The 13,620-nt window shown below is 50.9% G+C and carries 10 protein-coding genes and 1 tRNA gene; 5 read left to right on the top strand and 6 right to left on the bottom strand.

Translation table 11 applies throughout. The features are described from left to right. Position 1: 1 nt before the first annotated feature. Both R3I13_RS06155 and R3I13_RS06150 read right to left on the bottom strand, forming a co-directional pair. Complete coding sequence (locus R3I13_RS06155) at positions 2-1,372, bottom strand: putative oxidoreductase C-terminal domain-containing protein (protein WP_346317049.1); 1,371 nt, start codon at positions 1,370-1,372, stop codon at positions 2-4. A gap of 15 nt (positions 1,373-1,387) precedes the next feature. Continuing rightward, the gene (locus R3I13_RS06150; protein WP_346317048.1) at positions 1,388-2,248 is read right to left on the bottom strand and encodes a ThuA domain-containing protein; all 861 of its coding nucleotides are present in this window, start codon (positions 2,246-2,248) and stop codon (positions 1,388-1,390) included. 310 nt (positions 2,249-2,558) lie between these two features. Here R3I13_RS06150 and R3I13_RS06145 point away from each other — a divergent pair, with 310 nt between their 5' ends. The 3 genes from R3I13_RS06145 to R3I13_RS06135 all read left to right on the top strand — a co-directional run bounded on the left by R3I13_RS06145 (position 2,559) and on the right by R3I13_RS06135 (position 6,407). Next, complete coding sequence (locus R3I13_RS06145) at positions 2,559-4,760, top strand: ATP-binding protein (RefSeq protein ID WP_346317047.1); 2,202 nt, start codon at positions 2,559-2,561, stop codon at positions 4,758-4,760. 181 nt (positions 4,761-4,941) lie between these two features. Beyond that, positions 4,942-5,673, top strand: a complete 732-nt coding sequence (locus R3I13_RS06140) for a HAMP domain-containing sensor histidine kinase (RefSeq protein WP_346317046.1) — start codon at positions 4,942-4,944, stop codon at positions 5,671-5,673. Positions 5,674-6,008: 335 nt separating this feature from the next. Then, entirely contained in the window at positions 6,009-6,407 is a 399-nt protein-coding gene (locus R3I13_RS06135) for a hypothetical protein (protein ID WP_346317045.1), read from the top strand. Positions 6,408-6,462: 55 nt separating this feature from the next. Here R3I13_RS06135 and R3I13_RS06130 read toward each other — a convergent pair. Together R3I13_RS06130 and recQ are read right to left on the bottom strand one after the other, a co-directional pair. Then, a tRNA-Phe gene (locus R3I13_RS06130) sits at positions 6,463-6,535 on the bottom strand. A 78-nt stretch (positions 6,536-6,613) separates the two neighbouring features. Further along, complete coding sequence (gene recQ, locus R3I13_RS06125; RefSeq protein WP_346317044.1) at positions 6,614-8,815, bottom strand: DNA helicase RecQ; 2,202 nt, start codon at positions 8,813-8,815, stop codon at positions 6,614-6,616. A 171-nt stretch (positions 8,816-8,986) separates the two neighbouring features. Between recQ and R3I13_RS06120 the strand changes: the two genes are divergently transcribed. Both R3I13_RS06120 and R3I13_RS06115 read left to right on the top strand, forming a co-directional pair. Further along, positions 8,987-9,961, top strand: a complete 975-nt coding sequence (locus tag R3I13_RS06120) for a KpsF/GutQ family sugar-phosphate isomerase (RefSeq protein WP_346317043.1) — start codon at positions 8,987-8,989, stop codon at positions 9,959-9,961. A gap of 3 nt (positions 9,962-9,964) precedes the next feature. Further along, a complete protein-coding gene (locus tag R3I13_RS06115) occupies positions 9,965-11,056 on the top strand; it encodes a mannose-1-phosphate guanylyltransferase (protein WP_346317042.1) in 1,092 nt (363 codons plus the stop codon). Between the two features lie 67 nt (positions 11,057-11,123). Here R3I13_RS06115 and R3I13_RS06110 read toward each other — a convergent pair whose 3' ends face one another. Both R3I13_RS06110 and R3I13_RS06105 read right to left on the bottom strand, forming a co-directional pair. Next, positions 11,124-11,807 (bottom strand): carbonic anhydrase family protein, encoded by a 684-nt coding sequence (locus R3I13_RS06110; protein ID WP_346317735.1) that lies wholly within the window; start codon positions 11,805-11,807, stop codon positions 11,124-11,126. 65 nt (positions 11,808-11,872) lie between these two features. Then, a complete protein-coding gene (locus R3I13_RS06105; protein ID WP_346317041.1) occupies positions 11,873-13,519 on the bottom strand; it encodes a SulP family inorganic anion transporter in 1,647 nt (548 codons plus the stop codon). Positions 13,520-13,620 lie beyond the last annotated feature (101 nt).

The following is a 13,620-nucleotide window of genomic DNA, read 5'->3' as shown; positions in this document are numbered from 1 at the left end:
ATTATTTTTCTTTGGCCATTGCCTGGCCGGCAGTAGTAACGTAGTATTTCGCGATCATATTAGACACTTCCCAGTCAGGCACCTTGCCTGCTTTCAGGAATTGCATGTAACGTTGCAGCACTTCTGCAAAGTGAGCCTCATGGCCAGTCTTAAGATTATCCGGGATCTGGATCTTCCAGCGCTTGTCCTGTTTTTCCGGCGTAATGCCGGGGTATTTTCCGGCAAGCTGCCGGATGGCCGTCTGCAAAGCCTGTTCGTAACCGGCGTCCGTGGTCACGGGTTCAACATAGATCTCCGGCTTCCAGCCTTCTTCTTTTCCCTGGCGGATCACGATGTTGGCCTTGGTGCCGCGGGCAATGGCGTAGTGGGAATCTCCCCCGCCTTCGGGCGCCTGGAAGTTCCATAACGCTGACGCACGTACGTTAATTCCCTTTACCGCATAATGCAAGGTGCCGTTTGCGGCTACATCCACGATGGTATCCTGTTTTACGAATGCCTTTAGGAAATCAGGGAAGGCCGTGGCGCCGGTGATGGTGCTGAACTGGCTGAGCGTAAGCGGTGTTCTCCATTTATCTGCCTTGGTCAGCTTGATGTCTGACTGGTAGCTGAGTGCCGTAGTGTCAAACAGCATCCAGTGGGCAAGGTCTACCAGGTGGGTGTTCACGTCCACATTGGCGTCGCCCTGCTGGGAGGGATCGAAGAACCAGGCCGGGCGGCGGAGCGGCTTGCCGGACACCATTTTATAAAAGTGATGGATGCTTTCAATTTCGATGGTGGGCTTGTCTGCCGTGCCGGGCTGCAGTTCGCCGAATACGGCAGGTTGATGGATCAGCTCTTTTTGCAGGATATTGGTGATCTCGGAGCGCTCGGTCATAATATCGTACAACAGCACTTTTTTCTCAGCGGCAGCGGTGAAGGAATTTTTCAGCGACTCGAAATCTTCCGTGGTAATGGCCATCGGCTTATCAGCCAGTACATTCATGCCGGCCTGCACCGCGGTGCTGATGTATTTGGTTTTGTCGTGGTTATTTCCTGCGATCACTACCACGCTGCCTTTCGGGCCGGCGGTCATTTTTTCCAGGAAATCCGGGCCGGTGTAAACCTCTTCTTTCCAATGGGTAGGATTGTCCGGCCGTGAATTGTATTGGTTGATGAGGCTCATGTGCGCCTGCAACTCCGGGCCTTCGGGTGCGTACACGTTCACAACGCTGTCGATGCCGGGAGTGGTGCTTTTCTGGACAAGCGCGGCATGGAAGTGCCCGGGAGCCAGCGTAATGAGGTGTACCATTTGTTGTTGTTCTTCTTTCGGTGCCTTGGGATTGCAAGCCGTTACCAGGAGGGCTGCTCCCACGATGTAGCTGTTGTATTTCATGGTTTGCGTTTGTATTTATTCATACCGCACGGGCGTTGCCGGGCTGGTGGCGTAAGCTTTCGAAAGATCGCGGTGGCCGCTCTGGCTCACCACCCAGCGGAGGCCTTCGTACAGGTGGTTCACAAAAACCGGCTCTGCATAATCCCGCATGTGGTGCCCCAGGGAGGTGTACCACATGTGCCCGCCGTCAAAATGCTGGTACCATACAGCGGGATAGCTGTTGCCGAAAGAGCCCTGGTTTTTAGTAAGCACCGTGTCGTTCACGATCTTCAGGCTGGATACGTCGTGGGCCATCAGCGTTTTGATGCCGGGATACATTTCTTTTGAGAAATAACATTCATCCTCCCGCGTCCAGACTTTCGGCACATTGGCCATAGACGGGTGTTTCGGATCTATCACCTGCAGGGAGAACTGCTGGAATTTCGCATGCCAGCTGAAAGTTCCGCCGATCATCATCTTGAACCAGGTCCATTTGCGCTCCGTGCCAATCGCGGAATGGACGCCCATAAACCCGCCGCCGGATTGAATATAGCGCATGAAAGCCACTTTTTGTGCATCCGTATCAAAAACTTCATTGTTGGTACTAGCGAAAATGAGCGCGTCATATTTGCCCAGGTTCGCATCGGTGAACACGGAAGGATCTTCGGAAACATCTACCGTAAAACCATGATCTGCCCCCATTTTTTTAAATGCCGCAATGGCGCTGGGAATATTATCGTGCACAAAACCCTTCCCGTTCTTGGTATATACCAGCACGCGGGTCTTTTTCCAGTTCACGTCAGCCACGCCTGCGGTGGAGCGGCAGGCCATGCCATATGCGGCGAAACAAAATAATACCCATAAAATGAATGGTCTGTTAATGCGCTTACCTGTCATATCTAGAGAAAATAATTACAAGTGGAATACGTGGCGGCTCTCCTGTTTTCATAACGCGGCCGTGGTTAAAAGTAATCATCCCGTATGGGGAAACCAATAACCGCGTGACAATTAGCCCTTTCCCCCGCAATTACAACGTTTGAACACGCGGATGGCCGGTATCTTTTATTGATGATTGACGAGCTGTTTCACTTGTTTTACCCAGCGGGGTTTCTGGGGCCATTAACAAACTTTTAACCGGCAGGGACAGATTTTAGTCTTTTATTGGCTGTTATTTTTCCACCGCTCCGGCTGGCTTAAACGGCACAACATGCTTCTCCCTCCTATCCACATCAACCTCGTGATCCTGGTGATCATCGTTCTTGAGATCGCCATTTTTGTTAACCAGCTATTATTTTATATGGCCCGGCCATATGAAAAGAACAGGCTGTACCATGTGATCCTCACCGGGCTGCTCATCGTTTACAACATGTGCGAAAACCTGCTGATCATGCCGGACCCCAGGATCCCGCTGCCAATCATGGCGCAGAACATCATCAGCGACAGCGCCGGTTATTTCCTGACCATGTATGTCCCGTTCTATTGCTACAAAACGCTGGGACTCGAAAAGCTCCGCTGGCACGGCAAATACGGCTACCTGTTCCTGCTGGTGCCGACCATATTCATGTATTTCATCCACTACCCGATCTACAACGATTTCGAGTTCACCGCCAAATATTCTTACTACGCGCCGGCCATGTACGCCATCGTGGCGCTGACGGCCACGTTCAGGGCCATCCGCGCGAAGTACCGCGAAGACCATAACAAGGCCGGGTACCGCGAACGCCTGTGGATATTCGTTGCCGTCGTGATCTGGTGCATTTCCCCGGCGATAGACGAACTCTGGAGTACGCAGAAATGGATCATCAGCGCGATCTTTAATAATGTGAACTTCCTTCTCATGAGCGGGTTCTTCATGCGGCAGACCATCAAAAGGTTCCTCGTGGAATACGACCTGCTGCAGCGGTCCAACACCACGCTGAGCGAAAAAGTGAAAGAAAGGACCATACAGCTGGAACGCTCCAACGAGCAGCGCACCAACACGCTGGTGAACCTGGTGCATGAAACAAAAACGCCGCTGACGCTGATCAATAATTACCTGGAGGAGTACATCAACAAACACGGGTATGAAAAGGAACTGGCCATCGTAAAAAATAATATCGACAAGCTGAATAAGGATATCAGCAACCTGTTCGACCTGGAACGCTACAACAAAGGCTTCGTGATCTACAACCACGGACAGGTGGCCAATTTCAGCAGGATATTGACGGATAACCTCGTACTGTTCAAAGTATATTGCCAGAAAAAGCAGATCACGCTGCGGGAAAATATCGGCGGCGATGTGCTCATCAAAGCAGACCCCGGCGCCATCAATGGTATTGTGAACAACCTGGTGGAGAACGCGATCAAATATACAGACGAAGGCGGGGAGATCAGCATCCTGCTGCAAACGGGCGCTGAAGAGATCATTTTCAGCGTGAAAGACAATGGCATAGGGGTTTCGAAGGACCTGCACGACAAGATATTTGAGCCGTATTACCAGATCAATTCGGAAAAGGGCGGCTTCCAGGGCATGGGGCTGGGCCTGCCGATCGTGAAAAAAACAGTGGCAGACCTGGGGGGCAGCATCAGCATCGAAAGCAATCCCGAAGTGCGGCCCGGCACCCGCATTGCGATCGTACTGCAAAAATATGTACCCGGGGAAGGGAAACCTGTTATCTCCGATTACAGCGTGAGCCGTTATTCCGGGCTGGAACTCGGCCGGTTCAGCATTTCCGATTCCCTGTACGACGAAAAGAAACAAACCATCCTGCTGGTGGAAGACAACTCCGCCATGCTGAGTTACCTGTTCAAAAAACTGATGAAAAAATACAACGTGACCGTAGCCGTGAACGGCTCGGAAGCGCTGGTGAAGCTCCGGCACTACCCTGCCACGCCGGATCTCATTATCTCCGATGTGATGATGGACAAAGTAGATGGTTTCAAACTGGCGAAAATATTATCCGAAGACCCCGACCTAAAGCATATTCCCATTATTTTCCTGACTGCGAAGCAGACCCCGGCGGACAAATCGTATGGCCTGCGCCTGGGCGCGCTGGATTATATCCAAAAGCCGTTCAACACCGAAGACCTGCTGCTGAAAGTGGCGTCTATGCTGGAAAACGCAGTTCAGCAAAGGCGCATGATGCTCGATTCCGCGTTAAAAGCCCTGAAGTCTGCCGGCAACCTGGAATTCCGGCAAAAAGAACCGGCGCCGGAAGCCCTCAGCAAGTTTGAGCAGAACTGCCGTGCTTACCAGCTTACGGCCCGGGAGAAGGACATTTCCCGTTTGATCGGCCAGGGATATTCATACAAAGAAATTGGCGAAACGCTGTTTATCGCCGAGCGGACCGTTAAAAAACATGTGCAGAATATATTCGAGAAAATATCTGCCACCAATAAAATACAACTGATCAACAAGCTGGAAGCCTGAGCGGCGGGCTGCGCGCAGATGTTTGTATACTCACGCCGAAACCAGCCATGGTAAAGGATTCTGCTTCTTAAGGCGTAGAAAAATAGGCACTTTTCCTTATTGTTTTTACAGGTGTAGTGCGTGAATTTTGTTCCACCCAAACGGGAAACCGCATTCAACCGTACACCTTAAAAGCAAGAGCATGTCTTCATGTGAAATGGAAGGGCCTGCGGCCAGCGAAGTGATGAAATCCATTTTCCGCACCACCCTGCACGAGATCGGCACGCCTATTAACGGTATTGTAACAGCCTCCCGGCTGCTGCAGCAGGAGCTGGAGAACGGCAACCAGGAATTTATCCAGGAGCTGATCCAGATGATCGGCACGTCTGCCAGCTACCTCCAGGAAATATTCGAGCGGGTGCGGCAGGCCGCGCAGCAGGAGAACCTGCACCGCTTCCAGCTGGACGAGATCATTTTCGATTTCAGCAAGCTGCTGGATGGTATCCTGCATTCTATGGCCCCGCTGTTCATGGAAAAAGAGATCTCCGTCGTAAAAAGAATCTCGGACGATTTCCCGCACACCGTATTTTCAGACAGAACCTACTTAACCCAGATCATATACAACATCCTGACGAATGCGCTCAAGTACAGCCCGAAGGCCAGCAGGGTCACCATCACCTGTTTCGTGCGTGGCGGAGAAAAGCTGTGCGTCGAGATTGCAGACCAGGGGATCGGCATTCCGGCTAAAGAACTGCCTTACATTTTCAAGGAATACCACCAGATCGTTTCGGGCGTGCCATCCAGGTTCGGGGGGATGGGGCTCGGCCTGTCCATTGTGAGAAACCTGGCGGAAGTGATGGGGGGCAACGTTGAAGTGAAGAGCGAAGTGGGCGTTGGCAGCGTGTTCACCATCGTGCTTCCGTGGAAAAAATGAATCAACAGGAAGGATTTGTAACAAAAAGCCTGCGCATTTCCGCAGGCTTTTTTTATTGAAATGTTTTGGAAATGGTAGTGAAATTACTACCTTTATATAGTTGGCCCAACCCCGGTTTATTAAATTAATGAAATGAAATCCAGTGAATTACACCGGCGTATCAGGAGAAATGGATGGAGGCATGTAAGAACGGAAGGAAGCCATCACATTTATGAAAAAGAGGGCCGGATTTACCCGGTGCCATTCCATGGTGCGAAAGAAATAGGAGAAGGACTCAGAAAGAAAATCGTGAAAGAAATGGGGTTGATATGATCCCCTTTATAAAAACAAATGCTATGAAGGTTGTAAGAATTATCATTGAAAGAAGTAAGGATTTTTATAGTGCCTATGCTGAAAACATAGAAGGTGTTTATGGCGGCGGGGCAACAGTTCAGGAAGCAAAACAGTCTGCACTGGATGCCATTAAATTATTGATAAAGCACAATGACCCCCGGCATGTACCGGCTGTTTTAAAAGGCAAATACGAGATCGTTTATAAGTTTGATGTTGAAAGCTTATTGAAATACTACAGTAAAATATTCACAAAATCAGCATTGGAGCATATTACAGGCATTAACCAGCGGCAATTGCAGCACTATTCTTCCGGGTTGAAAAAACCCAGGCTGCCGCAAAAACAAAAAATCCAAAAAGCGCTTCATGAATTGGGAGGGGAGCTCTTAGCTGTAGAACTGTAGCAGACAAAACAGGCAACAATAAAAAAAGCCTGCGGATTTCCGCAGGCTTTTTTCGTGGTGAGGGCCGGGATCGAACCGGCGACACAAGGATTTTCAGTCCTTTGCTCTACCAACTGAGCTACCACACCAGGCATCCCGTTTGTAAAGGGGAATGCAAAAGTAAGACAATCTTTCAAAAAACCAATAGGTTAGGAAAAATTTCCTCGTCAATTACCATATTCCACGAGGAATTTGATCCGCATCAGCTTCAGCTGTTCAATGGTGTACTCCCCTTCCGTCAGCTCTTCCTTGGCTACCTGCAGGCTGGATGTTTCGCAGCCTTTGAAGTATTCGATGATCTCATCCTGCGCATAATCGTCCAGCTCTTCATCGATGCAGTAATCCAGGTTCAGCTTGGTGCCGCTGGCTACGATGGTTTCCATTTCATCCAGCAGCTGGGGTATGCTTAGTTCTTTGTTTTTCGCGATGGTTTCCAGCGGCATCTTTTTATCGATGTTCTGGATGATGAAAACTTTCAGGCCGCTTTTGTTGACCACGCTTTTCATTACGAAGTCGTCCGGCTTCGTGATGTCGTTTTCTTCCACGTATTTCGAGATCACATCCACGAACTTTTTGCCGTAGCGGATGGCCTTGCCTTTGCTCACACCCTGGATCTTTTCCAGTTCCTGCACGGTGGTGGGATATTGCGTGGCCATGTCTTCCAGCGAAGTTTCGAGGAAGATCACAAACGGGGGCAGGTTCTTTTCTTTGGCTACTTTCTTGCGCAGGTCCTTCAGCATTTCAAACAGCACGGTGTCTGCGGAAAGCGGGGCTTCGCCGGCGGCATTCTCATCGTCGTCGCCGCCATCTTCGTCGAACTGGTGGTTGAGCGCGACGTAGATAGAGAAGGGTTTTTTAATGAACTTTTTACCCTTGTCCGTGATCTTGAGCAGGCCGTATTCTTCAATATCTTTTTCGATGAGGCCTTCCAGCATCATCTGGCGCAGCAGCGAGTTCCAGAAGTGCGCGTCAAATTCTTTCCCTTCGCCGAACACATCCAGTTTGTCGTGCTGGAAAGTGCTGATCTGCGGGTTGGATTTGCCGGTGATGATATTGATCACATATTCTGAACCGAAGCGCTCTTCGAGCCGGGAAATAGCCTTTAAAGCGATCACGACGCGGTTCTTCACTTCTATTTTTTCTTTCGGGTTGCGGCAGTTGTCGCACTTGCCGCAGTTTTCCGTTTCATATTTCTCGCCGAAATAATGCAGGATCACTTTGCGGCGGCAAACGGCGCTTTCCGCATAAGCCACGGTTTCATTGATGAGTTGGGCGCCCATTTCGCGTTCGGAAAGGGGCTTGTCGCGCATGAGGTGCTCCAGCTTCTGCACGTCTTTGTAGGAATAAAAACAAAGACAAAGCCCTTCCAGCCCATCGCGGCCGCCACGGCCGGTTTCCTGGTAGTAGTTTTCGAGGCTTTTCGGAATATTGTAATGTATAACGAATCGTACGTCAGGCTTGTCTATCCCCATCCCGAAGGCGATGGTGGCCACGATCACTTCCACTTCTTCCAGCAGGAACATATCCTGGCGCTGGGCGCGGGTTCCGGCGTCGAGGCCGGCGTGGTAGGCTACGGCTTTGATGCCGTTGGCCACCAGCATATCCGCCAGTTCTTCGGTGGTTTTGCGGTTCAGCGTGTAAATAATGCCGCTTTTGCCTTTATGCAGGTGAATGAACTTGACGATCTCCTTGATGGTCTGTTCCTTCTTGCGTTTCGGCCTGATCTCGTAGTAGAGGTTGGGGCGGTTGAAGGAAGAAATGAAGACCTCAGGCGTTCTCAGCTCCAGGTTCTTCACGATATCGCTCTGCACTTTGGGCGTAGCGGTGGCCGTAAGGGCGATGATAGGCAGGTCGCTGCCGATCAGGTCTATCATTTCCTTGAGACGGCGGTATTCCGGCCTGAAATCGTGCCCCCATTCGGAGATACAATGCGCCTCGTCTACCGCGATAAAAGATATTTCCAGCTCGCGGAAAAAGTCAATATTCTCTTGTTTGGTAAGGGTTTCAGGCGCTACGTACAGCATTTTTGTTTTGCCGGACTGCAGGTCTGTGCGCACTTTTTTGATCTGCGCCTTGGTGAGGGTAGAATTGAGGAAATGCGCAACGTTGTCTTTGCTGCTGTACGAACGCACCAGGTCTACCTGGTTTTTCATCAGCGCAATCAACGGGCTTACAATGAGCGCCACCCCTGGGCTCATCAGCGCTGGCAGCTGGTAACATAAAGATTTACCGCCGCCTGTTGGCATGATCACGAATGTATCTTTCCCGGAAAGTATGCTTTTAATAATCTTCTCCTGATTCCCTTTGAAGGAATCGAACCCAAAATGTTCGTGTAATGCATCCAACAAACTTACCTTTGCAACAGCCATCACATTAATATTTTACTTGTAATTCAGGGCGTAAGAACGCCTGCCGATAGATGAAAATTATTCAACATGTATTTTTGGGGGACACGAAATTACTGAAAAAACCCCTTTGTGTCAATATAAATTATATGATCGCCGCCCTTGCTTAAAAAATGATAAATTTGCAGCTGTCGCATGAAACAGAAGACCTCCGTAAACATCCGGGAAACAGGGAAAAGGACCATCAGGCTGGAATCTGCTGCCATTGAGAGTTTGGAGCAATTTATCGATGATGACTTTGAACAAACAGTGGAGCTGATCGCCAGCTGCCGGGGCCGTGTGGTGATCACCGGCATCGGCAAAAGCGCTATCATCGCCCAAAAGATAGTGGCAACCCTAAATTCCACCGGCACACCCGCTTTATTTATGCACGCTGCAGATGCTATTCACGGTGATCTGGGGATGATCACCCCGGACGATGTGGTGATGTGCCTATCCAAAAGCGGGGAATCGCCGGAGATAAAGGTGCTGGTTCCCCTGGTGAAAAACCTGGGCAATACCCTGGTGGCCATCGTAGGGAAAGTGGATTCCTACCTGGCGCAATCGGCACATTTTGTGCTCAATACGTCAGTTACACAGGAGGCCTGTCCCAATAACCTGGCGCCTACTTCCAGCACCACGGCCCAGATGGTGATGGGCGACGCGCTGGCGGTTTGCCTGATCGAAATGAAAGGGTTCACGGCGGAAGACTTTGCGAAGTTCCATCCCGGCGGCACTTTGGGGAAAAAACTCTACCTCAGGGTGGGTGATCTCAGCCGCCTTCACCAGGTACCCAGGGTAAAGCTGGAAAGCACCCTGCGGGAAGTGATCGTCGAAATATCTTCTAAAATGCTGGGCGTTACCGGCGTGGTAGACAGCGAAGACCGCCTCCAGGGCATTATTACAGACGGAGACCTGCGCCGCATGCTCGAAAAGAACATGGACGCATCCGGGGTAAAAGCGGCAGACATCATGAGCCGGAACCCCAAGACCATCCAGCATGGCGAGTTGGCGGTAAACGCGCTGGAAATGATGCGGGAATACGACATCACGCAACTCCTGGTCATGAAAGGTGATCAGTATCATGGAATTATACATTTACACGATTTAATCCGAGAAGGAATTATTTGAGCGATGACACCGTTGAATAACCATTTTTACGTGGCCATTATGGCCGGAGGTATTGGTAGCCGTTTCTGGCCTTACAGCCGCACGGACTATCCGAAGCAGTTCCTGGATATCCTCAACACAGGCAAAACACTTCTGCAATGGACCTATGAACGGTTCACGCAGTTCATTCCGGAAGAGAATATCTACGTTGTTACGCACCACCAGTATGCAGATACAGTGGGTAAACAACTCCCCAACCTCCCGGCCGCCAATATCGTGAGTGAACCTTCCAGGAAAAATACCGCGCCCTGCGTGGCCTATATTTCCCATAAGATCCATAAAAAAGACCCCAAAGCCAGCATGATCTGCGCCCCGGCGGATCACCTCATTATGGATCCCACCAACTTCACCAGCACCTGCCTCAACGCCCTGCTCTTTGCACAAAAGAACAATGCATTGCTCACACTCGGCATCAAGCCCACCCGGCCCGATACCGGCTACGGTTACATCCAGTACGAAACAGAGCAGGTAGCGGATAATGTGTATAAAGTGAAGACCTTCACCGAAAAGCCCAACCTGGAATTGGCCAAAACCTTCCTCAAAAGCGGGGACTTCCTCTGGAATGCCGGCATTTTCGTGTGGAATACCAAATCTATCCTGCAGGCTTTTGCCGAGCATCTTCCCGAAATGGACGAGCTGTTCGTCGCGGAACATGAAGTGCTGAACACGCAAAGAGAAAAGGATGTGATAGACCGCATCTATTCACAATGCACCAACCTCTCCATAGATTATGGCATCATGGAAAAGGCGGATAATGTGTACGTGATCCCTTCCAACTTCGGCTGGAGCGACCTGGGCACCTGGGCTTCCGCCTACGAGAACCTGGAAAAGGATTACCTGGGCAATGCCGTACAAGGCAAGAACGTGATGGTGATAGACGCAACAAAGTGCATGGTGAAAGCGCCGAACGATAAGCTGGTGCTATTGCAGGGACTGGATGATATGATCGTGATAGATACCACCGACGTGCTGCTGATCTGCAAAAAAGAAAACGAGCAGCAGATCAAGGAATATGTGGCGGAAGTGAAACGCCATAAAGGCGACAAATATATGTAAGCACAAAACCAGGCAAGACATAAAAAAGCCGGAAGTGACTGCTCTTCCGGCTTTTGCTTTTTCAGGCTCAGGCTGATTTTTCAACCATGTGCAGCGGTTGTCCTATCCGCTTGGTGTGCTCATGGAAAGTTACCGTGCCTGTCTCAACATCATACATGGCTCCTATGATGCCTACTTCACCGCGGTCTATCAGGTCCGCGAGAATAGCGCTTTGCTCAAGGATGGCTTGTACCGAGCGTTCGGTATGAATATTCGTTACCGCATCCACGAAATCCTGGTTGTTGGAAGTCCGTTTTTCTTTATTAAATGTTTTTTCCTGGAACACGGCCGGGCGGATCTTGCCCAGCAGGCCGGTGAGGTTGCCCATTTCAACACCGTCGCAGGCGCCTTTGATTGCGCCGCAGTGGGTGTGGCCCAGCACCACGATGAACTTGGAGCCGGCTACTTTACAGGCATATTCAAGGCTTCCCAGCACGTTGTCGGAAATAACGGCGCCGGCTAAACGGATACTGAAAATATCTCCCAGCCCCAGGTCGAAGATCAACTCCGCGGATGTGCGGCTGTCCATACAGCTTACGATGGCTGCAAAAGGCCACTGCCCTTCTTTTGTTTCATTCACCTGCTGCAAAAGATTGCGGTTGATGCGAAGGTTGCTGACGAAACGTTCATTGCCTTCGCGGAGGATCTCTAAGGCAGATTCCGGCGTCAGGCTGCTTTGGAGGGATTTATTGCTTGTCTTCATGGATTCAATGTTTTTTAACTGTTCTTGTTTTACGTTTACTGCTACTCTCTGAAAAGGCCCTTGCCTGTATACGTTTAGTTTACTGATAACTCTTTTAAAAGGTCCTTGTGCGTACCGTTGGTAACGGCCACAACAGGTTTTTCCTTCTCCAGGTGCTCATGGAACACATGGTCTGTATTGTTTACTTTATACGCTTCTTTGAAACCCTTAAGCACTACTTTGATATGCTTTTGCGGCGCTTTTATCTGCGCGAACTCACGGATGATGTCCAGCACGTCCTGGTCGATGTAATGCGTTTTGCTCGCGTCTATCACCACGGTGCAGTTCTCCGGCATCTTGTCCAGCGTGAGCAGGATGTTGGCCTTATTAAGGAAAGACACTTCCTGGCTCAGTTCCAGGTTGAACAGGTCGCCCGTGCGGTACTTTTCTTTCTGGAAGAAATAAGGCACTTTCATATTGCCGATCATGATGAACAGGATGCTTACGCAAAGGCCGACGGCCACACCTACCAGCAGGTTGGTGAATACGATCACCAGCACGGTAACCACGAAAGGTATCCACTGGTACTTGCCTTTGGCGAACATGGATTTGAACACTGTTGGTTTACACAGTTTGTAACCGGTTACCAGCAGCACGCCCGCGAGGGTAGACAGCGGGATCTTGTTCAGCAGCACGGGTATCAGCGCGGCGCATACCAGCAGCAGCGCGCCATGCGTCATAGTGGCCAGTTTCGTACGGCCGCCCGCGTTAATGTTCGCGGAAGAACGCACGATCACGGAGGTGATGGGCAGGCCGCCGATCAGGCCGCTGGCCATGTTGGCGATACCCTGGGCGCGCAGTTCCCTATTGGGGTCCGAGTACCTTTTCAGGGGGTCCAGCTTATCCGTCGCTTCCAGGTTCAGCAGGGTTTCGATAGAAGCCACCAGTGCGATGGTAGCGGCTACGATCCAGATCTGCCCGTTCAGCAGCTGGCTGAAATCAGGCAGTGAGAACTGGCTGATAAACCCGTTGAACGATTCGGCCACAGGCAGCGTTACCAGGTGCGTCTGCTCCAGCGCGAGGTTGGAGCCGGTTGCATGGAACAGCTCGTTGAGGCCAACACCGGCAAGAACGGCCACCAGCGCGGCCGGGATAACGCTCAGTTTAGGTACTTTAGACCAGTAGAGCAGTATGAGGATAGACACCAGCGTGATGATGGCTGCGCCTAATTGTATATGTCGGATACTGCTCAATGCAGAGGAAATAATGTTCTCCCCGCTAACCTGGATGAAAGCCAGCTGGCCTTCCGCCTGCTCGTCGTGCCCAAAGGCATGAGGTATCTGCGTAAGGATAATACTGATGCCGATAGCCGTAAGCATACCGGTAATAACGTTGGACGGAAAATAGTTGGCGATCACGCCGGCTTTAACAAAGCCCAGCAGCAGCTGGAGCCCGCCGGCGAGAAATACTGCAAGCAAAAAGGCCTCGAAGGAACCCAGTTTGAGGATCGCGGCGGCAACGATGGTGATCAAACCCGCTGCGGGACCGCTCACGCTGAGCTGCGAGCCGCTGAAAAAGCCCACCACCAGGCCGCCCAGCATACCGGCAATAAGGCCGGAGAACAAAGGGGCGCCCGATGCCAGGGCTATGCCCAGGCACAAGGGGATGGCAATAAGGAACACAACAAGGCCGGAGGACAGATCGCCCTTGATATTGGAGAAGATAGAAGTCTTCGTACTCATCTTTGAATGGTTTATACAGATGCCGGGCACTGAAGCCTTTCCTGGTACATGCAGTCATGAAATGCGTGCAGGAATGGTCCGCTGGTCCGCGCAGAAAGACG

This window comes from Chitinophaga sp. YIM B06452 (assembly GCF_039655965.1).
In the GTDB taxonomy this organism is placed as follows: domain Bacteria; phylum Bacteroidota; class Bacteroidia; order Chitinophagales; family Chitinophagaceae; genus Chitinophaga.
This window is presented reverse-complemented; position numbering and strand designations above follow the sequence as displayed.